The organism is Singulisphaera acidiphila DSM 18658, assembly GCF_000242455.2.
Lineage (GTDB): Bacteria > Planctomycetota > Planctomycetia > Isosphaerales > Isosphaeraceae > Singulisphaera > Singulisphaera acidiphila.
Genome location: NC_019892.1, coordinates 3,378,804 through 3,398,358, shown reverse-complemented (window position 1 = coordinate 3,398,358; position 19,555 = coordinate 3,378,804). Strand labels below are relative to the sequence as shown.

At 63.4% G+C, this 19,555-nt stretch carries 15 protein-coding genes; 6 read left to right on the top strand and 9 right to left on the bottom strand.

The genetic code is table 11. The features are described from left to right. Positions 1-574: 574 nt before the first annotated feature. Positions 575-1,735, bottom strand: a complete 1,161-nt coding sequence (locus SINAC_RS13420; protein ID WP_015244219.1) for an ISAs1 family transposase — start codon at positions 1,733-1,735, stop codon at positions 575-577. Between the two features lie 129 nt (positions 1,736-1,864). Then, positions 1,865-2,452 carry a TetR/AcrR family transcriptional regulator gene (locus SINAC_RS13415; RefSeq protein WP_015246183.1) on the bottom strand — a complete coding sequence of 196 codons (588 nt, stop codon included), beginning with the start codon at positions 2,450-2,452 and terminating at the stop codon, positions 1,865-1,867. A 115-nt stretch (positions 2,453-2,567) separates the two neighbouring features. Here SINAC_RS13415 and SINAC_RS13410 point away from each other — a divergent pair, with 115 nt between their 5' ends. Both SINAC_RS13410 and SINAC_RS13405 read left to right on the top strand, forming a co-directional pair. Then, positions 2,568-3,311, top strand: coding sequence for a 3-oxoacyl-ACP reductase family protein (locus SINAC_RS13410; RefSeq protein ID WP_015246182.1), 744 nt, complete (start codon positions 2,568-2,570; stop codon positions 3,309-3,311). 46 nt (positions 3,312-3,357) lie between these two features. Further along, a complete protein-coding gene (locus SINAC_RS13405; protein ID WP_015246181.1) occupies positions 3,358-4,110 on the top strand; it encodes an SDR family NAD(P)-dependent oxidoreductase in 753 nt (250 codons plus the stop codon). Between the two features lie 239 nt (positions 4,111-4,349). On the opposite strand, the gene SINAC_RS13400 is transcribed toward SINAC_RS13405, so the two are convergent. Beyond that, positions 4,350-5,342, bottom strand: coding sequence for an aldo/keto reductase (locus SINAC_RS13400; RefSeq protein WP_015246180.1), 993 nt, complete (start codon positions 5,340-5,342; stop codon positions 4,350-4,352). A gap of 393 nt (positions 5,343-5,735) precedes the next feature. On the opposite strand from SINAC_RS13400, the gene SINAC_RS13395 reads away from it, so the two are divergent. After that, positions 5,736-8,042, top strand: a complete 2,307-nt coding sequence (locus SINAC_RS13395; RefSeq protein ID WP_015246179.1) for a hybrid sensor histidine kinase/response regulator — start codon at positions 5,736-5,738, stop codon at positions 8,040-8,042. 60 nt (positions 8,043-8,102) lie between these two features. Here the strand turns inward: SINAC_RS13395 and SINAC_RS13390 are convergent, their stop codons facing one another. After that, entirely contained in the window at positions 8,103-8,585 is a 483-nt protein-coding gene (locus SINAC_RS13390) for a hypothetical protein (protein WP_015246178.1), read from the bottom strand. 51 nt (positions 8,586-8,636) lie between these two features. Here SINAC_RS13390 and SINAC_RS39840 point away from each other — a divergent pair, with 51 nt between their 5' ends. The 3 genes from SINAC_RS39840 (at position 8,637) to SINAC_RS13380 (ending at position 11,016) form a co-directional block, all read left to right on the top strand. Continuing rightward, positions 8,637-8,834: a hypothetical protein gene (locus SINAC_RS39840; protein WP_154673698.1), complete on the top strand. Its 198-nt coding sequence runs from the start codon at positions 8,637-8,639 to the stop codon at positions 8,832-8,834. A gap of 407 nt (positions 8,835-9,241) precedes the next feature. After that, positions 9,242-10,159, top strand: coding sequence for a sulfurtransferase (locus tag SINAC_RS13385; RefSeq protein WP_015246177.1), 918 nt, complete (start codon positions 9,242-9,244; stop codon positions 10,157-10,159). 395 nt (positions 10,160-10,554) lie between these two features. Next, positions 10,555-11,016 (top strand): RrF2 family transcriptional regulator, encoded by a 462-nt coding sequence (locus tag SINAC_RS13380; protein ID WP_015246176.1) that lies wholly within the window; start codon positions 10,555-10,557, stop codon positions 11,014-11,016. A 77-nt stretch (positions 11,017-11,093) separates the two neighbouring features. On the opposite strand, the gene SINAC_RS13375 is transcribed toward SINAC_RS13380, so the two are convergent. From SINAC_RS13375 to SINAC_RS13355, 5 genes are all read right to left on the bottom strand, one after another. Next, positions 11,094-12,503, bottom strand: a complete 1,410-nt coding sequence (locus SINAC_RS13375) for a c-type cytochrome domain-containing protein (protein ID WP_015246175.1) — start codon at positions 12,501-12,503, stop codon at positions 11,094-11,096. A gap of 45 nt (positions 12,504-12,548) precedes the next feature. Further along, entirely contained in the window at positions 12,549-13,025 is a 477-nt protein-coding gene (locus SINAC_RS13370) for a hypothetical protein (protein WP_015246174.1), read from the bottom strand. A gap of 142 nt (positions 13,026-13,167) precedes the next feature. Then, a complete protein-coding gene (locus SINAC_RS13365) occupies positions 13,168-15,297 on the bottom strand; it encodes a WD40 repeat domain-containing protein (protein WP_015246173.1) in 2,130 nt (709 codons plus the stop codon). Between the two features lie 115 nt (positions 15,298-15,412). Continuing rightward, positions 15,413-18,019, bottom strand: a complete 2,607-nt coding sequence (locus SINAC_RS13360) for a DUF1549 domain-containing protein (RefSeq protein WP_015246172.1) — start codon at positions 18,017-18,019, stop codon at positions 15,413-15,415. Between the two features lie 74 nt (positions 18,020-18,093). Then, complete coding sequence (locus tag SINAC_RS13355; protein WP_015246171.1) at positions 18,094-19,509, bottom strand: DUF1501 domain-containing protein; 1,416 nt, start codon at positions 19,507-19,509, stop codon at positions 18,094-18,096. Positions 19,510-19,555 lie beyond the last annotated feature (46 nt).

The window sequence follows — 19,555 nt, the reverse complement described above, 5'->3', positions numbered from 1 at the left end:
GTACGGTGAGGCCTCTTCAAGTCGGCCAGTTTTCAGGTTCCTCGCGCGCTCGACTACTCCCAAACGCGCCTGGCACGGGGTGAATTCGGATGTCCTGGTCTTCCCTCACGTTTTTTCGACCGCCCGAATAGCGGTCGCGTGGGTCGCCGCCCGTCCCAAACATGGTGTGGCCGGCCCTGGAATTCCGCTTGGCCCAGTAATTCTGCATCGACATGGTTTGTACCCTCTCCCGTCGTGCGTCGTCCTGGAGGGGACAACGCAAAAGCCATGCCACTCATGGCCTATGAGAACTTGGCGAGATTTTGGGATGCAATTCTCGTTCCTTGAATAGGGTCGGGTATCGGAACCGCACTGCTGGAGAAAGCCACACGAGGATTGGCCTCAGCCCAGCTCGATCTGTCCGGGCGTGGAGCCATAAGCGCCTTTCCCAGGAATCGGCTCTGGCGGGCGCCAGCAAGGGCCTATTCAGGGGGGTGTGCCTATTCCTCGCGCACAACATGGAGTCGCTTGCCCTGTCCGTTCGCAGTTGGAGGGATCGGGGTGGTACTGCCCGATCGCTCAGGGCCAGCGCACACTAATTCGTTGATCCGACAATGACTTGCAACAGGAACTCCTCACTCCAGCCGCAACTCCGCCGCTTCATGGCTACGCTCTCGCGGCCGGGATGTTGCTTCAACAGCGAGAGGCTGAGGCGATTCAGCCACGCCATGTTCTCTCGGAGGCACTTCTCGCGGATCCGCGATTCGTCCTCGCGATAGGTCACATCCAGAGTCCAGTGGCAGCCGTTTTCAATGCCCCAGTGCGACCGAACGGCGCGGGCGAATCGCTGCACATCAATCGCCAGGCTGCTGATGTAGTAGCGGACCTCGTCCGTCACCTTGCCGTCGCGGACCGATTCGGAGACCGCAATACCGATCGATTTCAGCCCGTTCCACGACCTGAGCCCCGGTAGGTCTTGGGGCACGGGCAGTTGAATGTAGGTCCGCGTCTCCCGACGGCCATGCCCCGACTCCACGGTCTGATGCCGGCCGGCATCCACACCCGCGAAGTCGTCCTCCCACTGCTCCAGGATGTGGTTGATGACCACCTGATGCATCGTCCCCTGGTTCCCTTTCAAGGCCAGGACGTAATCCGCCTTCCCCTCGACGATTCGCTCGGCGATGGCCTTCTGCGTCCCCATCGCGTCGATCGTGATGATGGCCCCCTCGATGTCGACCTGCCTCAAGAGCTCGGGGATGGCCGTGATCTCGTTTGACTTCTCGGCGCAGGCCACCTGGCCCAGCGACAGGCCGTACTCGCTCGCCCAGACGCTCACGGAATGCAGGGCCCCCAGGCCGTTCTTGCGGTCGTGGCTCCGCCTCGCCGTCTTACCGTCCACGGCCAGGACCGGCTGCTCGATTCCGGTCTCCGCTTCCGCTGTCGCCCGCAAGGACCGCAGCCATCCGGCGAAGCATGACTGGAAGGCATCGGGCTTCAGCGCCATGAGGACACGACGGAAGACGTCCTTGCGTGGGATGCCGTTGGGCAAGTCCAGGACTCTGACGAGGAACGCCTCCTTCATGACAGCCCACCTGGCGATCGCGGTCGGGCCGGCGGCGCCGGCCAGGATAGCCATCAAGGCGATCGCAATGACGCTGGTCAGGGGATGCTGGAGATTGATCGAGGAGCGGGGGTCCTCCAACTCGTGGAAGTGGAGTACGATCTCATCCAGGTCGACGCGTCGTGGATCCGCCATCGTTCGCTCTCCATGCATAACCAGCCGGGGAGTAAGCATGGAGAATGATTTACAAAAATATCGGCCCGGGCGCAAGCCCTACAGGTCGCCAAAACTACCTATAAATGCGCGCTAGCCCTGCCCGATCGCTTACGAGGGCCAAGTGCGTAGCGCGATCAGGACGACGCGTTGTAATTCTTCAAGGCTCGCCCCGCCCGCCGCTTGGACCGCCATCCCGTGAGTGATCGTCGCGACGTAACGGGCGAGATCGGCGGGGTCAGCATCGGGGGGCAGGTCACCTTCCGCGCTCGCCCGCTCAAGTCGCCGGCGGAGGGCGGTCTCGACTGCGCTCCGAAGTGAAACGAGTTCCTGCCGAATCGGATCGGCGGCGGCTCCCCCCACCAGGGCGCTCTGTACCACGAGGCATCCATGCGGACGGCATGGGCTCGTCTGCATGAGTGCGGCACCGTTCAGAAGACGCTCGACGACGGCTCGCGCAGTCGGCTCGCAGAGCGATTCACGGACAAAAGACCCCGGCCCTTCGACGTAACGATCCAAGGCCTTGCGGAACAAATCTTCCTTGTTGCCGAAGGCCGCATAGAGGCTCGGGCGGTTGATTCCCATCGCCTCGGTCAGGTCCTGGAGCGACGTCCCCTCGTAGCCCTTGCGCCAAAAGACCTCGAGCGCACGTTCCAAGGCTTCCTCAAGGTCAAAAACGCGGGGACGTCCGGGGGGCAACGGGGGGCTCCTTTTAAATTTGTACCTGACAGTACATTACCTCCCTTGACCTCGGTTTGCCAGTCCCTATATTGATTACCGGGCGGTACAGAAATGCGATTCAGGGGCTCTGGCGATGGAAAAAGTCTTCGCGGGTAAGGTGGCCTTGGTGACGGGTGGGTCGCGGGGCATTGGGGCGGCGATCGCCAAGCGGCTTGCCCGTGATGGGGCGACGGTTGCCCTGACCTACGCGCTTGCGAAGGAGAAGGCTGATGAGGTGGTTCGGAGCATTGAGTCGGCCGGGGGGCGAGCTTTGGCTATTCAGGCCGATAGTGCCGATGCGGTGGCGGTCAGGAATGCCGTGACCGAGACCGTGCGAGCCTTCGGTCGACTCGACGTTCTGGTGAACAATGCAGGGATCGCGGTGTTTCATCCGCTCGATGAATTCTCGCTCGATGACTTTGATCGGATGGTCGCCGTGAATGTCCGTGGCGTCTTCGTCGCCACTCAAGAGGCGGCCCGGCATATGGGGCAAGGGGGGCGGGTCATCACGATCGGGAGCTGTACCGCCGATCGCATGCCGGTCGCGGGGGGCGGCCCTTACGCCATGACCAAGGGGGCCGTCGCGGCCCTCACCCGTGGACTCGCTCATGACCTGGGCCCCCGTGGCATCACGGTCAACAACGTTCAGCCTGGCCCGACCGACACCGACATGAACCCGGCGGACGGCCCTCAAGCGGAGCGGATGAGGAAGGCCATGCCGGTCGGACGTCACGGCCATGCCGATGAGATTGCCAGCATGGTCGCCTACCTCGCCAGCCCCGAGGCGGGATTTGTCACCGGTGCGAGCCTGACCATTGATGGCGGCTATAACGCGTGATTTCACCAATTCGGTTCTGAATAGACACTTGTATTAGGGGATACCAATGTCGACAAAGCTCGAGGGAAAAGTCGCCGTCGTCACGGGGGCATCCAAGGGGATCGGCGCTTCCATTGCGAAGCATTTGGCTGCTGCGGGGGCGGCCGTCGTGGTCAACTACGCTTCCAGCAAGGAGGGGGCTGACCGGGTCGTGGCCGAGATTGTCGGCGCAGGCGGAAAGGCGATCGCCGTGCAGGCGGACGTCTCAAAATCGGCGGACATTGACCGGCTCTTTTCCGCGTCGAAGCAGGCGTACGGCCGGCTCGACATCCTGGTCAATAACGCCGGCATTTTCGAGTTCGCTCCGCTCGAGGGGGTCACGGAGGAGCATTTTCACAAGCAATTCAACCTGAATGTCTTGGGCCTGATCCTTGCCACGAAGAAAGCCGTGGAGCATTTCGACGAGGCGGGGGGCAGTGTCATCAACATCAGCTCTGGCGTCGGCATCTCGCCTCCTCCGGGCGGCTCGGTCTACAGCGCCACGAAGGCGGCCGTGGATGCCGTTACCAAATCGCTATCCAAGGAACTGGGGCCGAAGAAGATCCGCGTGAACTCCCTCAATCCAGGGATGGTGGAGACCGAAGGCGTGCATGCCGCCGGCTTCCTGGGAACGGATTTTCACAAACAACTCCTCGCGCTGACTCCGCTCGGCCGCATTGGCCAACCGGAGGATATCGCCACCATCGCCGTCTTCCTTGCCTCTGCTGACTCGGCCTGGATTACCGGTGAGACTCTGCTTGCCTCAGGTGGCCAGCGCTAGAAAAGAGAGAATTGATTTTGTCTGAGAATAGAGAAATCGAGAGACGTGTTTGATTCTGAGGAGTGGCAAAACCGACTACGCAACGACTTCAGGCGAGCCTGCATGAAGAGCCTGAGATGGTGGCACGGCCCATCATCTCAGGCTGCTTGTTTCAGGAAGATGGGGAACTCATCCGCTTACGGTCCGTAGTGAAGAAGTCGGCCGGAACGTGAACGGGCTCGCCGCTTGCGTGGTCTCTTTTATTGGTTGACCGCTTTCATGGCTTGGGCGTGGTAGCGCTCGCCAGCGGCGGAGCCGACGGGGAAGACGTTGTTGATTTGTTCGAGTTCTTCCGGAGCGAGTTGGAGGTTGCCTGCGCTCAGATTCTCCTCGAGGTACTTGAGCCGTTTGGTGCCGGGGATGGGCACGATGTCATCGCCTTGGGCAAGGACCCAGGCGAGGGCCAGTTGGCTTGGCGTGCAACCTTTGAGCTTGGCGAGCTCTTCGATCTTTTTCACCAGGTCGAGGTTCTTGGCGAAATTCTCCCCCTGGTAGCGAGGCGAGTTGCGACGATAGTCCTCGGGGGCCAGGTCGTCGATGGTCCGGAATTGCCCTGTGAGAAATCCACGGCCCAGCGGGCTATAGGCGACGAAGCCAATTCCGAGTTCGCGCACGGTCGGGAGAATCTCGGGCTCCACCTCGCGGCTCCAGAGTGAGTACTCCGTCTGGAGCGCGGCGATGGGATGGACCTTCGCTGCGCGACGGATCGTTTCGGCCGCGGCCTCCGACAGCCCAAGGTGGCGCACCTTACCGGCCTGCACCAGTTCGGCCATGGCGCCCACGGTCTCTTCAATGGGCGTATTGGGGTCGACGCGGTGCTGATAGTAGAGGTCGATGTGATCGACCTGAAGTCGCGTGAGGCTTGCGTCGCAGCATGCTTTCACGTACTCCGCATCGCCCCGGACGCCAAGGAATTCGCCGTTGGCGTTGCGAACGTTGCCGAACTTGGTGGCGAGCACAACCCGGTCGCGCCGATCGGCGATCGCTTTTCCGACGAGCGCTTCGTTTCGCCCCATGCCGTACATGTCGGCCGTGTCGAGGAAGTTGCCGCCCGCGTCCAAGAAGCGGTGGATGACGCGGATTGATTCTTCGTCGCTCATTCCCTTGGGGTCGTAGAACTCGCTCATGCCCATGCAGCCCAGGCCGAGCGCCGAGACGCGGAGACCACTGCGGCCGAGAAGTCGTTCCTGCATCGTCGATCTTCCTCTTGTCGTGTTTCGTGAATGCGTTGCGCCGAGGCCCGGACCGATGAAATCCGACGCGTGGTCTCGGGCTTTCGGCTGCAATGCTTCGAAGTTTGCCGATCCATGGGCGGCGAACTCTTCCGAATTGTAGCGGAGGAGTCTAGAATCGGTGGATACCTGGAGAATTCTCCCCCCCTTCGTCAGCCCGATTCCGGGCTGAGCTTATGCCATGCGACGGCTCACGTTGCCATTCTCGATGCTGAGGAACGCGACGAATCAGGATGGCAATGGCTTTTTCGATCGTCACGGATGTGCGGATTTCCGGCGCAAGGTCGGGTAGAATACCTGCTGATCAAGTCAAGCGCCGAAGCGAGGAGGGGTTGACCTGGCGGAGGGGCGATCATGCCAATGCAGCAGGACGTCATCCAGGACTGTCTGGCGGGCGGTGGGGAGATGGGCTCATTGTTGCGGTCCTTCGACTGGTCGAAGACGCCGATCGGTGGCGTCGATACCTGGTCTCCTGCCTTGGGCAATGTGGTGCGGATGCTCCTGGCCAACCGTGCCCCCCTACTCTTGTGGTGGGGGCCGCACTACATCCAGATCTACAACGATGCGTTACTGCCGATCCTGGGCGCAAGGCACCCGGATGCCGTGGGGCAGCCGGCTGCGGACTGCTGGTCGGAGATCTGGCAGATCATCGGCCCACTCATCGACACCCCGTTCCAGGGGGGGCCGGCGACCTGGAGGGGAGAGACCGGCTTCGCGATCGAACGTCATGGTTTTGGTGACGCGCCTCGCTTTACGATCGCCTGTAGTCCCGTACTCGACGTCGATGCGCCGCAAGGAATTGGTGGCGTCCTGGCCACTTTTCACGAGGATGAACTCCCACGGGAATACCGGCCCCGACGACACGTCGGCGACTACCGCTGGGCCATTGACGCAGCGCCGCCTTGGATTGAGCCCGCAGGTGAGCTCTTCGGCTCCATCGGCTCCTCCCTCGCCCTTGACAGTACGGGGAAGAAACGCAGGGAGGAGGCGCTTCGCGAAAGTGAGGAGAAGTACCGGCGCTTCGTAGACCTATTGCCCGTGGCTATGTGCACTTGTGACGATCAAGGTGTCATTACATTCTATAACGACCGAGCCTCGGAAATTTGGGGCTGGTCTCCGCCGATCGGCGTTCGGGATCACCGATTCTGCGACGTCTTCCCGCTCACTTGGCCGGACGGCACCGTACTCCCGCACGATCAGACGCCGATGGCGCAGGCTCTCCGGGACGGGACGCCTTCCCGCAACCGGGAGCTGGTCATGGAGCAGCCTGGAGGGCGACGGATCCACGTTCTTGTGAATATTGACCCCATTCGGGACGCGGAAGGCCGGATCGTCGGGGCCATCAATGTCTTCTCGGACGCCACGGCTCTCAAGTGGGTTGAGGACGAACTCCACCGGGACAAGGAGGCGGCCGAGGCGGCGAACCGGGCCAAGGACGTGTTCCTGGCCAACGTCAGCCATGAGATTCGGACGCCCTTCGGCGGCATCCTCGGTATGACCGAGCTGGTCCTGGAAACGCCGTTGACCGATGACCAGCGGCAATGCCTCACGACGGTTCAGTCCGCATCCGTAAGTCTCCTTGGCCTGATCGACGGCCTGCTCGACTATTCGAAGATCGAGGCGGGCAAACTGGAGTTGGACCCGGCCGAATTCTCGCTCCGGGCCGTGCTGAGCGAGACGATGCGGACGCTTCTCGCGCGGGCGGATGAAAAAGGGCTGGAGTTGGTTTGCGACGTGCCGCCTGGGGTTCCGGACGCCCTGGTCGGTGACGCGGGCCGGCTCCGACAGGTGCTTCTCAACCTGGTTGGCAACGCGATCAAGTTTACCAAGCGGGGCCAGGTCAAGGTGCGGGTTGAACCATGCGTTGACGGTCGCGAGCCCGTGGGGGAATCCGAAACCGTGCTGAAGTTCGCGGTGACGGACACCGGCATCGGCATTCCGCCCGACGGTCAAGAGCGGATCTTTCAGGCCTTCGAGCAGGAGGATGGCTCGACCACCCGGCAATATGGTGGCACCGGCCTGGGCCTGACCATCGCCGCTGGGCTGGTCGGCCTGATGGGCGGGACGATCCACGTGCAGAGTGAACCGGGTCTGGGCAGCACCTTCGCCTTCACCGCGCGATTTGGCCCGCGCTCCATGGAACCGCTCCAAGACGTCGAGAACCCGCCCAACGGTGGGCCTTCGCGGCTTGGGGAAACGGCCTCGGCGCTGACCAAGGCACCGCTCCGGATCCTGGTGGCCGAAGACAGCGAATTCAACTCTCGCCACCTGGTTCGACTGCTAGGCCGGCGGGGTCACCTTGTGCGGTTGGCAAACGACGGTCGGGAGACGCTGGCCATGCTGGGAATCGAAGGGCAAGGGGCAAGTCACGAGAAACCCCTGGCCGCAGATTTCGACCTCCTGCTCCTCGACCTCTACATGCCGAATCTCGATGGGTTCCAGGTCATTCAGGCCATCCGAGAGCGGGAGCGGAACGACGTTGGACATCTCCCCGTGATTGCCCTGACCGCAAGGGCCGGGCAGGAAGACCGCGACCACTGTCTCGCGGCCGGGATGGACGCCTACATCTCGAAGCCCATTCGGGCGGACGAACTGTTCGCGGCGATCGACCGAATGGTCGCCGCCAATGGGACTCACTGCGACGATCGATCGCCTTCGTGAGCCTTGGCCGACGTTCCAAGGCTGTTTCTCTTCTCTCGGTTGGTTCCCCCCTTTGAGCCTTCAAGGGCGGGTTGGGAGTTGTGGGGCCAATGATGATTCCTTGCGGATCCTCTTGGCATTCAACTCCTCGATGAACGTGCGCAAGGTTCTGACTTCCTCCTGCGACCAGGACCGTGCCGGCACGGGAGGCATCCGAAACTTCTCGTTCTTATGAGCCACGCGGGTCAGGATCGCTGACGGATTGTTGCGATCGAAGTAGCCCTCCTCGAGCAGGCTCGCGAAGACTGCGCTCGGGCTATCTAGAAGGACGAGTGGTGACGTATTTGATTGATCGTCGCGATGGCACGCAAGACAGCCTTTCTCCGTGAGGTTGGGCTCGGCCATCATCGGCCAGATGCTGCGCGCGAACCGACGCGCGAACATGATTCGGTCGGTGTCGGTCAATCCACCGGCCGTGTCTGGAGCCGACTTTGGAGACTCCCCCGCGACCACGGATAGAGCAACAATCGGGATCAGAAGTAAGAGTCTGATTGAGCGGCGCATGGTGCGTCTTCTCCCGGAAAGGATGGTGGCCGAGCACGAGATCCTCTGACGTTGAGCACCGATTATACAAAAAACTTGATTAAAACGATCGGTATGGTGCAGAAATGGGGCGATCAGGTGATTGGGAAGGTTGTGGATGGTCAACTATGGATCGAGTCGGCCGCCAAACCGAAGAAGAAACCGAGTTCAATGACCGCTCAGCGATTGTTGTCTATTTTTCCGATAGGATTGATTGGTAAAGGGTCTTGACTTTCCTGTCGTTGGGACCGATGATCTCTCTGGCGACCGGGATTGTTACCTTGGACGTACCGGTCCGAGGTCGCTTTGAGGAGGCCCATGTCATGATCGCGATCAGGCCATTTTGCTGTTGTTGACCCCCCCCTTGCTCCCCTTGAGTCGTGCTTGAGGCATGCCCTTCCCAAGGGCATCGGCACGCACCACTTGTAGAAATAAGATTTTGATTGTGGATGTCGTTCCGACGAGTCGTCGGACCATTCTATCCACTCTCGCCTACGCTCGGTCCGGGCGTTCGGCCCTGTTGCGCTCCCAAGGGGGGCCTGAGGGGTTGTGATTTCGGACCTGGAGCGTCGACGGTCTTCACGTATTGATTGAAAACAAATTCGAATTTACGTGTTCACAGATTCGGAGACGATTCGATGAAGACGACAGGGATTGCGCGTTGGGTGGCGGTTTTGACCCTGGCGGTGCCGGCCGTGAGCCGGGCGGCCGACGCGCCGGCACAAAAAGTGGCGGCTCCCCCGTTGATCTCGCTCGACGATTTGCAGAAGCGGCTCAGTGAGCCGAACCTGCGTTTGCTCGATGTGCGGTCGGAGGAGAAGTACAAGAAGGGGCACATTCCGGGGGCCCTCTGGGTGGATGTCAAGGCGTTGCAACCGCTGACCAAGGCCGAGGCGATTGCCGACAAGGACGCATGGGCTCGCGGTTTGTCGGCCTTGGCGATCGACGAGAGGTCCGAAGTGTATGTTTATGACGACGACCGTCAGCACATTGCGGGGAAAGTCTGGTGGCTGCTCTCGTATGCGGGGGCACCCCGGGTCGGCCTGATTGATGGTGGGTTTCCGCTCTGGGAACGCGAGAAACGGCCGGTCAACGCGGACATCGCCCAGGCGAAGCCGCACGAGTTTGCGGTCCACTTCCACGCCAAGCGGTCGGCGACGCGTGAGGAGGTCCAGTCCGCGATTCAGGACGAGAAGGTGCAGCTTGTCGACGCTCGTTCGGTGGCGGAGTACCGAGGCGAGAAGAAGCCGCAGAACGGCGGCCGGGTGGGGCATATTCCCTCGGCCCGCTTGCTCGACCTCTACGGGCTGGTTGACGCTGACGGTCGGTTCTTGAATGTCGACGCCCAGCAGGCGCAACTGGCCAAGGCGGGGATCAAAGCCGACCAGCCGATCATCGTCTATTCCCAGGGCGGCAGTCGCTCGGGGGGAGTCGTCTTCGCTTTGCGGCGGCTAGGCATTCCGGCCCGGCACTATGTTGCGGGCCTGAATGAGTGGGCGAAGGACGCCTCCGCGCCACTTGCCGAAGGAGACGAAGCCGGCCGCCGCGCCGAGTAAAAGGCCAGGCGATCAAGCCCCCTGGCCTTTTGAGAACCGAAATCCGGCCCAAAGCGCACGCGGCCGAGGGGAGCAGAACGGCTCTCCTCGACCGCATCAGCTTGCGCGCTCCGAATTCCTGTGCGTTGACGATGTTTCCTGATTCCTTCACGCCTCTTTGAATGAATCCTTTCGTTCTGGAGGTGCTTGACGTGGCGATGATTTTCGGGGATCGTCGAAGGTAGGCAGGCGAGGAAAGCGACTTTCTCCGCGATCGGAAGTTCCGATTGCTCCGTGGGATGCGTTCCATTTCTCCGGCCAGACAATCGACGATTATCTTGGGATCGATCTCTGGAACGCGTTGCCAGGAAATCGACTCTCGTTCGCGTGGTGGCGGCCCGAAGGTTTCCCGCTCGATGCAAATCTCGTCGAAGTGTTCATACGCACTCAGGGCGATCTACGTCCTATCCGAGCGCACGGACCCGGGACCGCTCAAGATCGCCGAGATTGCCGACCGCCAGAAGATCCCCCTGAAGTTCCTGGAAGCCATCCTCAACCAACTCAAAGGGGGAGGGTTTGTCCGGAGCCAGCGCGGAGTCGAAGGGGGTTACTGGTTGGCTCGACCGGCCGACCGGATCACGATTGGCGAGGTTCTCCGCTTCATCGACGGTCCCATCTCGCCCGTGGATGGGGCTGCGAACCAGGCGTCCCTTGTGGAGAGCGAACTCCCCGGGAATGAGGCCTTTCTCGAGTTCTGGGAACAGGTCGACCAGGCCCTTTCCGGAGTCGTCGATCAAACGACGTTCGCCGACCTCGTCCGTCGAGACCGCTCACGACGGGAGGAAGAAGAACCGTTTGTCGCGAACTGGAGTATCTAAAGGTTGGACCTTCGGAGGTGTGCTTGCCCTCCAGGCGAGCTTATGCTCCTCACTCGCCTGGGTGGGGTGGGGTGGGGTCAAGGGGCTGTGCTGGTGAGCTTCGAAAGCCCAGGAGCCGCGAGAAAGGTCCCGGCCGGCTTGCCGTCGGCCAAGCGCCAGAGCCGTACGTCGCCATCCCAGCTTCCCGATGCGATGGTCAGGCCGTCGGGTGAGATCGCCAGCGCATGGATCCAGTCGGTATGGCCTTCGAGGGTGAGCCGGGGCTGGTTCCCCTGGAAGACGCGCACCGTCCGATCGGCCGAACTGGCGACGAGATTCTGTCCGTCCGGGCTGTACCGGACGCGGAAGACCGGCCCTTTGAATCCGCTGAGTGAGGCTTCTTGCTTGGCGTCCTCTGTAGGGTTCCAGATGCGGATCAGGCCGTCGCCGCCGCCGGTGGCAATCCGACGGCCGTCTGGGGTGAAGGCCACGGAATAGACCGTGTCGGCATGGCCGGCGAACGTCGCCAGCGTCGCCTTCTTGGCCCAGTCGAACACCTTGCTCGTCTTGTCGCGACTGGCCGTGGCCAGGAGGCGGCCGTCGGGGCTGAAGGCGAGGCCGAGGATCCAGTCGGCGTGGTCGTCGATCGTTGTCAGGAGCTTGCCGGACTCGACGTCCCAGACTCGGATCGTGCGGTCCGAACCGGCGGCGGCGACCTGAGCGCTGTCGGGGCTGAAGGCGACGGCAAAAACCGAGTCGTCCCCCTCGAAGAGCTGGCGGCCCGGCTCGGCTTGACCACTGGGCAAGGCGCTCCAGAGCTTGACCGATCCCGCTCGGCCGGGGTCGCCGCTGGCGGTCGCGAGCCAATGGCCGTTGGGGCTGTATGCGATTTCGTGGACCCGCTCCGCGACTCCGCGCAACCGGTGCCCGGGCGTGCCGTCGGGGATTTTCCAGAGGTTCACCTCATGGTTTCCCGAGGTGGCGACGGCCGTTCCGTCGGGGCTGAACGCCACACTTGCGATCGGAACCGTAGTCTGATACCGCTCGGGCACGATGATCCGGGCGCGGCGGCGTAAGAGGGCGACCCAATCCTCGTCCGGATTGTCGCCGTCGTAGCGGGCCCCTTCTTTCACCCAGCGCTCGATCAAGGCGACCGCCTCCGAGGCGAGCGGGCCCTGCTTGTGGGGCATCCGAGGTTCGCCGTCGTGGCGGATCAACTCGACCAGCCGGCTCTCCTCCGGTTGGCCTGGTTCCAAGGTGATATCGACGCCCTGCTGGCCCCCCTTGGCCAGACGCGTGAAGGTCGTCAGGTCATATTTGCTCTCGGCTTTTTTGGCGTTGTGACAGGCGATGCACTTCTGCACCAAGAGCGGCGCCACGTCGTCCAGAAAGCTGACTGGGCCGGGCGCAGTGGGGGGACGAGGAGGTTCTTCACCCCCCGCCCCCTGCACCAAGACGATTGGGGCAACCCATTTCCAGGCGGAGCCAAGGCGGCGGGATGCGGTCATCTTTTTGGATTTCCTGAAGGTTCGGTGATTGGCTCGGTTGCTGATTTATTTGGTCAATCGGAACGGGGGCAGCTCGTTGGTTTCGGCCTTGATCGTGGCCGTCAATTGCGAGGTTTCCTCGTTCAGATACTTGGCGTTGTAGGGGAGCCGAGAGCGGTTGACGACGCGGGTCACGCCCCGTCTCACCTGGTTTTTGTTGCCCGGAAGGATCCGAATCTTGTACTCGCCAGGAGAGGCGCCCTCAGCCTGGTCAACGTCATTGGTCTTGATCGCGTACGACCCGTCCGGCGCGATCTCGCCGATCGTTTCCGCGACCCTGGCCTTGAGGGGCAAGAACTCAATCTTCCCCGAAGAGAGAGGCGTGCCGTCGGCAAGCTCGACCTTGCCCTTCGTGACGTAGAGCGTCTCCGGCTCGATCGCCGAAGTTCCCCCACCGCAGCCGCTCAGTCCGAGCACGACGACCAAGGGGAGCCCCGCGAGGATGGACTGTTGAAGAGCAGGAAACGTGTCGAATAAACTCATGCGATTGCTCTACTTTCGGATTAATGGGTATGTAGGCGAGCGTGTTTGTGAAGTCGGTCTGACTCTTGGAGGGTAGGCGCGGCCCACCAGGTTTTCACCTTCGAGAACACGCTCGAATGGATCGTCCGGTAACGGATTCCGATCACTGCTTCGCGGGGTTCTCGGGCTTGCTCTCTCCCGTTTCCGGTTTGTCCTGCGTCTTTTTCTCGCCTTCGTTGGGCGTAGTGGTGGTGCCTGTCCTTGGGCGGTTTCCTCGCCGCTTCATTCCGGCCTCGCTCTCGGCTTTCTCCTCCTCGGTTTCGGCGATCGCGGGGTCGATCAGGTAAGAGGTGCCGTCCCCGTTGACGGTTGCGAGCCGGTCTCCCTTGGGGCTGTACGCCAGTCGGGAGATCTCGCCACGAGGGCGATGAAGTCGATAAACACGCGTGGTCTGATATGTGGAGACGTTCCAGAGTCGAGCCGTCCCGTCGCCGGCCGACGTACCGAGGGTCTTGCTATCGGGCGAGAAGGTCACGGCGGCGGTTCGGCCGGTGTGGCCGGCCAGGGTCTTGCGGGGCTGACCCGTGGAGGCGTCGTAGAGTTTGACGGTCAGGTCGCGGTGCCCGGTGGTGGCCAGCAAGGCGCCGTCGGGGCTGAGGGCCAGGAGGTCCGGATCGTCGTCTTCATCGGGTTCAATCTCGAAGCCTTTGCGTCCCTCGGCGGGGTCCCAGAACCGGACGAAGCGGTCTTTGCCGGCGGAGGCCAGGCTCTGGCCGTCGCGGGAGAAGGCCAACGAGGTGATCGCCCCGGTGTGCGCAGGCAGGGTGAGCCGCGCTTCGTTCGAGGCCAGGTCCCAGAGGCGGATCGACTTGTCAGCGCCCGCCGAGGCGAGGGTCTTGCCATCGGGGGTGAACGCCAAAGCGGCGACGGTATCCTTATGGCCGGCCAACTTGGCCAGCGGCCTGCCGTCGCTCGTATCCCAGAGCCGGACCTCGGTATCCGCTCCTGCGGAGGCAATGGTCTTGCCGTCAGGACTGAAGGCGACGGTCGCAACCTCGCCTTCATGCCCCTCGAGGTCGAGGCGGACCTTCTTTTCCTTGGCATCCCAGAGCTTGACGTGTCCGGCGCTATCGCCGGTGGCGACCGCCGTACCGTCGGGACTGAAGGCAACCGCCACGATGGCGCCGGCCTGGTCGGACGATCCGTCCGAAGAAGGCTCGCCCGCCACGTCCCAGAGGCGGACCAGGCCATCGGTGCCCCCGGTTGCCAGGGTCTGCCCGTCAGGCCGGAATGCGAGCGCGAGAACCGGGCCGGAATGCGCGGGGATGGTCCGTAAGGGGGACCCCGAGGAGGCGTCCCAGAGTCGGACGGTGCCGTCGAACCCGGCCGAGGCGAGGATCTTGGTGCTGGGATCGTAAGCGACGATCAGGACTGAGCCGTCATGGCCGGTTAGCACCCGCTGTTCGCGCCCGGTGCGCGAATCCCAGACTCTGATTGTGCCATCGGTCCCGGCCGAGGTCAGGGCCGACCCGTCAGGGGCGAACGCCAAGGCGAGGGCCCGCCCTTTCTCATGGCCGGCGAGGACGAGCTTCTCGAGACCGTTGGCCGGGTCGTAGAGCCGGATCGTGTGATCCCAGGCGGCCAGAGCGACGGTTCGTCCGTCCGGGCTGACGGCGAGCGCTGAGAGGTATTCGCCGGGCCGGGGAATGGTCCGTTCGACTTTGCCCGACTCGGCGTTCCAGATTCGCGCGGTGTGATCGTCGGATACCGACGCAATCGCTTTGCCTTCGGGAAAGAAGGTTGCGGCGAAGACACCGTCGGTGTGGCCGGTCAGAGGTTCTCGATTGGACCAATCGGTCGCGTCCCAGGCCATCACGTTTTTATTGCTGGATGCGGCAATCAGGGTCTTCGAATCGGGGCTGAAGGCGAGCGTGAAATAGGCCCCACCGACGTATCGGGCCGCCGCGACCGGATCATCGCCGGACTTGCGACCTCCGATCGCCTGGATCGCTTGCCCCGACCCTGGATCGCGCAGGGTCACTGTGCCGTCGTCGCTGGCCGAGACGAGCGCGCGGCCGTTCGGACTGAACGCGAGGGAGCGGACGGCCGCCCAGTGACGGGTGCCGTCGCCCAGGATCGCGATCACCCCGTTCGGCTTTGGCTCCCCTCCTTGTGGTTTTGGTTTCTCGAGCGGGCCGGCCGGGACGTCGCTCGCCCTGGCCTCGGTCCCTCGGATCAGGGCACTGGCCGCCAGGGTTAGGCTCAGCGCGAGGCGGATCGTTTGTCGTCGCATTGGTCGTTGTCCTTTGAGGGAAGGCGCCTCCTCGGCGGGGTCACCAGGGTCGGTGGGCGAGTGTGGAAAGGATCACCGACCTCGACGCCGAGGAGGCGTTGGGAAATGACTCAACTCAGTGGCGGAAGAGGAACTCCTTGGAATTGAGCAAGGCCCACTGCACGTCTTCCCAGGCGCGGCGGCGGTCGGGCGACCTGGAGACGTAGCCGACTCCGGCCGCACGCTCCTCCGAGGTAGGGAGGCGCGAGAGCGTGGCCAGGTAAACCTCTTCGATGACTTCCGAATCGGGACGGTCGGCGGCGAGGAGCCGGCCGATCCGGTTCTCCGGGCGTGACAGCTTGTCCTTGACGCTCGGCCCGTTAATCAGTTGAAGCGCATGCACGAGGCCGGCGTCGCCGCCCCGCTCACATTCGCACGACGTCTCTCGCGCGGGTTGCCCGAAGGCGGAGAGGAACGGGTGCTGATAGACGTCACCGTCGGGAAGCTGCGCGGCCCGCGTCCCCAGCGGCATTCCGCCGAATGTCTGGCTCGCGTTGCCGACATCCACCAGCTTCTGACCGGCGTCGCGGTTCCGCTGGTCAGGGTCGTCGAACAGCTCCGGCGAGCCCGTGGCCGACGAGATGGCGTCGAGCAAGGGCTCGGCCGGCACCATCTTCACCACTGCCGAAACAAAGTAGCGCGCTCCGCCGTGGGTCTCCTCGTCCGGGAGCGACGCAAGCTGGTAGACCCGTGAGTTCACGATCGTCCGGATGAGCTGTTTGACGTCGTAGCGGTTTGCGATGAGATCCTGGGCCAGGGCTTCGAGCAGCTCTTCACTGGCCGGTGGGTTGGAGTCGCGGACGTCGTCGACCGGGTCGACAATTCCACGTCCAAGGAGGTGATACCAGGTCCGGTTGGCCAGCTCACGGGCGAAGAACGGGTTCTCCTGGGACGTCAGCCAGTTGGCCAACACCACCCGACGTTCCCCTCCAGGCGGGATCTCGGCGACTGCCCCTCCAAGGAACTTGGGTGGGACGACTTGCCCGGTTCGCGGATGGATCGTTTCCCCTGATTTGTCGTCTTCAATGATCAGGGCCCCTTGGTTGAACCGCGCGATCCTTGGGTTGGTCGGATCGAGCTTCGAGGTTACCCGGGCAAAGAATGCGGAGAAGCCGTAATAATCGTCCTGCGTCCAGCGCTCAAACGGATGGTTATGGCATTGCGCGCACGACATGCGGACGCCGAGGAAGAGCTGGGCCGTGTTCTGAGCCAGCCCTTGGGGCTCCTTGGCGATCCGGTCGTTGCGAAAGAAGCTGGCCGGCGGGTTATTGAAGGTGCTCCCCTTGGCCGAGAGCAACTCACGAACGACCACGTCGAACGGCGTGTTCCGCGCGACGTGGTCGCGAATCCAGCCGTGAAACGCATAGGCCCCCTTGGCCTGGACGGCGCGGCGGTTGTTGCCCAGGACGTCGGCCCACTTCAAGGCCCAGATATCGGCATATTCCGGGCGTTCGAGCAGACTGTCGACGAGTCGGGCCCGCTTGTCGGGGCGAGAGTCGTTGAGGAAGAGGCGAACCTCCTCGGGCGTGGGCAGGACGCCGCAGAGGTCGAGCGAAATCCGGCGGATGAATTCGTGATCCGGGGCCAGGTCGGCGGGCGCCAGGCCGAGGAGCTTCTGCTTGGCGAACACGTGTGTGTCGACGTAGTTATTCGTTGGTGGGTTCGTCCAGGGCTGGCTCGAATCGGGGTCGATGTACGTCAGCAGGACCGGAGCCAGTTCGTCCAGGTAGCGGGCCAGGATTGCGACCTGCCCGGGCCGATGGAACTCGACAAGGCCGTTGCGATCGACTTGCCCTACCGCTTCGTCACTGCTGGTGAAGACGGTCAGGCGGGTCACGTCGCGGGTCGTGCCGTCGGCGAACCGGGCCGTGACGGAGATCTGCTGGTGTTTGGAGGGGGCTTTGATGAGGTGAGGACCGGGAGCGATCGCGATGCCGGTTAGCCTGGGCAAGTCGGCCGGGTCGTCCTTCGCGCCACTGGCGATCCAGGCCTGGATCAGGGGGAAAGCGGGGTCGTCGGGCCGGAGTCGTTGGCCCCCTTCATGTGGGACCTGCCCCTGCCCTTTCTGGAGGATCAGGCTCGAATCCGGGTCGGACAGGCTGATCCGACGGCCCGCGAGGTCGCGGGTCAGTTGCAGGTAGTCGGCCGCCGGGTCGAATCCACGGAGGCTGAGCTTGAACCCGTTCTTGCCCGACGGTGTGCCGTGGCAGGCTCCTGCGTTGCAGCCTGAGACGTTCAGGGCGGCGATCACCTCGCGGCGAAAGCTGACCGAGTCAAGGCGGTCGAGGCCGGCGACGGTCACGGGGACGGCGACATTTCGCTCCCCTGCTCCTTTCCCGGCGCGGAGGCGGATGGTCGTTCGACCATTGGCCTTGGGGGCGACATGGCCGCCCGGGGCGATGGTGACGACTTGCGGGTCGTCCACCTCAATCGTGACGAGGTGGGAAAGGTCGCGCACCGAGCCGTCGGCGTAGTGGCCGGCGACGAGGAGTTGGCGCGTGTCCCTGCGGTCGACTAACTCGATTGTTGCGGGAGTCACGGCGAGCGTGTCGGGCTGGCCGATCACCCGAGCCTCGTCGTCGACTCCCGCCCCCGCGAACGCGGGGAGTGCGGAGAGGACCACGGCCAGCGCGAGCGCCGGGGCGGCGGTCGGGCTCGGTCCGGGTCGAGATGTTCCAGGCATGTTCGAGACAGCTCCCCTTTGTGTTTGGATGCGACGGCCCAACGTTAATGAGGGCCGCCGCCCTTTTGGGATTTTCAGGCCAGGATGGCGCGGATCGGGTCGCCCTTGACCAGCTTGTGGGGCCGGTTCAGTTGGTCGTAAAGGTGGGTCTCGACGTCGATGCCGAGCGCGTGGTAAATGGTCGCAAGCACGTCCTGGGGCGTGACCGGATCGGCTGCCGGATAGGCGCCGATCTTGTCCGATGCGCCGTAGACGGCTCCCCCTTTGATCCCACCTCCGGCCAGAAGGGTGCTGTAGCAGGACGGCCAGTGGTCGCGTCCGCCGCGCGGGTTGACCTTGGGGGTCCGGCCGAATTCGTTGTGGAAATAGACCAGGGTCTCGTCGAGCAGGCCGCGTTCGTCGAGGTCTTCGAGCAAGGCCGTGAACGCGAGGTCGGTTGGCGGATAGAGCTGGTCGCGGGTCAGCGCGAAGTGGTTTTGATGGGTGTCGTAGCCGGGGCCGCCGACCCCGCCGATATTGCTCCTCAGCCAGTTGATCTGCACGAGTCGGACCCCGGCCTCAACCAGCCGGCGCGCCAGCAGGCAGCACTGGCCGAAGTAGTGGTCGCCGTAGCGTTCGCGGACCTCGGCCGGTTCGGCCTCGACGTCAAACGCCCGCTGCGCCGCGGGAGACGAGATCACGTCGAACGCCTTCAAGTAGTGCGGGTCGAGATTCGTGGCGGCCGCGACCTTGTCGAGCCGGCTGGCGGTGTGCCCGATCTGGTCGAGGAGCAGCCGGCGATTGCCGAGCCGCGCCGCGGGCAATTCGGGATCGGACGCCAAGGCGCCCGGCGAGTAGCCGGGCTGGCCGGGAAAGCTGTTGACACGATACGGGTCATAGCCCGAGCCGAGAAAGCCGGCGAACTGCCCCGGCCATTCCGGCCCGTTCGGGCCCATGGCCTCGGGCAGCATGACGAAGCCGGGCAAGTCGGGCTTCACGGGAAGCAGCTTCGAGACGACCGAGCCGAAGTGAGGCTTGTCGTCCCGACTCATGGTCGCCGACTCCGGCGTCACGACCCGGCCGATCAAGTCACCGCAGAGCGTCAGGTAAATCGCCGACGGGTGGAGCGTCTGGTTGTGGTGGATCGCTCGGAGGATGGCCGTCTTGTGCTGGAGCTTCGCCAGCCGGGGCAAGTGTTCGTTGAGCGTCACCCCTGGAACGCTCGTGTTGATCGGCTTCCAGGTCCCTCGGACCTCGGCCGGTGCGTCCGGCTTCGGGTCAAACGAATCCATCTGGGCGGTGCCGCCGTTGGTGCTGAAGATGATGACCGACTTGGCCCTGCCGAACCCAGGGGCGCGCCCCTCGGCCACCGACTCCGCCGCTTGCGCCTGGAGCCGGAGGAGCCCGGGGAGCGAAAGCCCCCCCAGGCCCAGCCCCCCAATCCGCATCGCCTCCCGCCGGGTCAGGCCATCGCAAAGCCGGACCCCCTGATTTCTCTCAAGTCGCAGCATCAGAACTCTCCAATTGTAGATTTTTCCTATCGAAATAGTAGGAATT

Excerpts from the sequence above, each read along its gene's own strand:
- SINAC_RS13365 (WP_015246173.1), bottom strand. The coding sequence starts at position 15,297 with ATGCGACGACAAACGATCCGCCTCGCGCTGAGCCTAACCCTGGCGGCC.
- SINAC_RS13405 (WP_015246181.1), top strand. The coding sequence starts at position 3,358 with ATGTCGACAAAGCTCGAGGGAAAAGTCGCCGTCGTCACGGGGGCATCC.
- SINAC_RS13390 (WP_015246178.1), bottom strand. The coding sequence starts at position 8,585 with ATGCGCCGCTCAATCAGACTCTTACTTCTGATCCCGATTGTTGCTCTA.
- SINAC_RS13375 (WP_015246175.1), bottom strand. The coding sequence starts at position 12,503 with ATGACCGCATCCCGCCGCCTTGGCTCCGCCTGGAAATGGGTTGCCCCA.
- SINAC_RS13420 (WP_015244219.1), bottom strand. The coding sequence starts at position 1,735 with ATGGCGGATCCACGACGCGTCGACCTGGATGAGATCGTACTCCACTTC.
- SINAC_RS13380 (WP_015246176.1), top strand. The coding sequence starts at position 10,555 with ATGCAAATCTCGTCGAAGTGTTCATACGCACTCAGGGCGATCTACGTC.
- SINAC_RS13360 (WP_015246172.1), bottom strand. The coding sequence starts at position 18,019 with ATGCCTGGAACATCTCGACCCGGACCGAGCCCGACCGCCGCCCCGGCG.
- SINAC_RS13395 (WP_015246179.1), top strand. The coding sequence starts at position 5,736 with ATGCCAATGCAGCAGGACGTCATCCAGGACTGTCTGGCGGGCGGTGGG.
- SINAC_RS13355 (WP_015246171.1), bottom strand. The coding sequence starts at position 19,509 with ATGCTGCGACTTGAGAGAAATCAGGGGGTCCGGCTTTGCGATGGCCTG.
- SINAC_RS13370 (WP_015246174.1), bottom strand. The coding sequence starts at position 13,025 with ATGAGTTTATTCGACACGTTTCCTGCTCTTCAACAGTCCATCCTCGCG.
- SINAC_RS13385 (WP_015246177.1), top strand. The coding sequence starts at position 9,242 with ATGAAGACGACAGGGATTGCGCGTTGGGTGGCGGTTTTGACCCTGGCG.
- SINAC_RS13400 (WP_015246180.1), bottom strand. The coding sequence starts at position 5,342 with ATGCAGGAACGACTTCTCGGCCGCAGTGGTCTCCGCGTCTCGGCGCTC.
- SINAC_RS13410 (WP_015246182.1), top strand. The coding sequence starts at position 2,568 with ATGGAAAAAGTCTTCGCGGGTAAGGTGGCCTTGGTGACGGGTGGGTCG.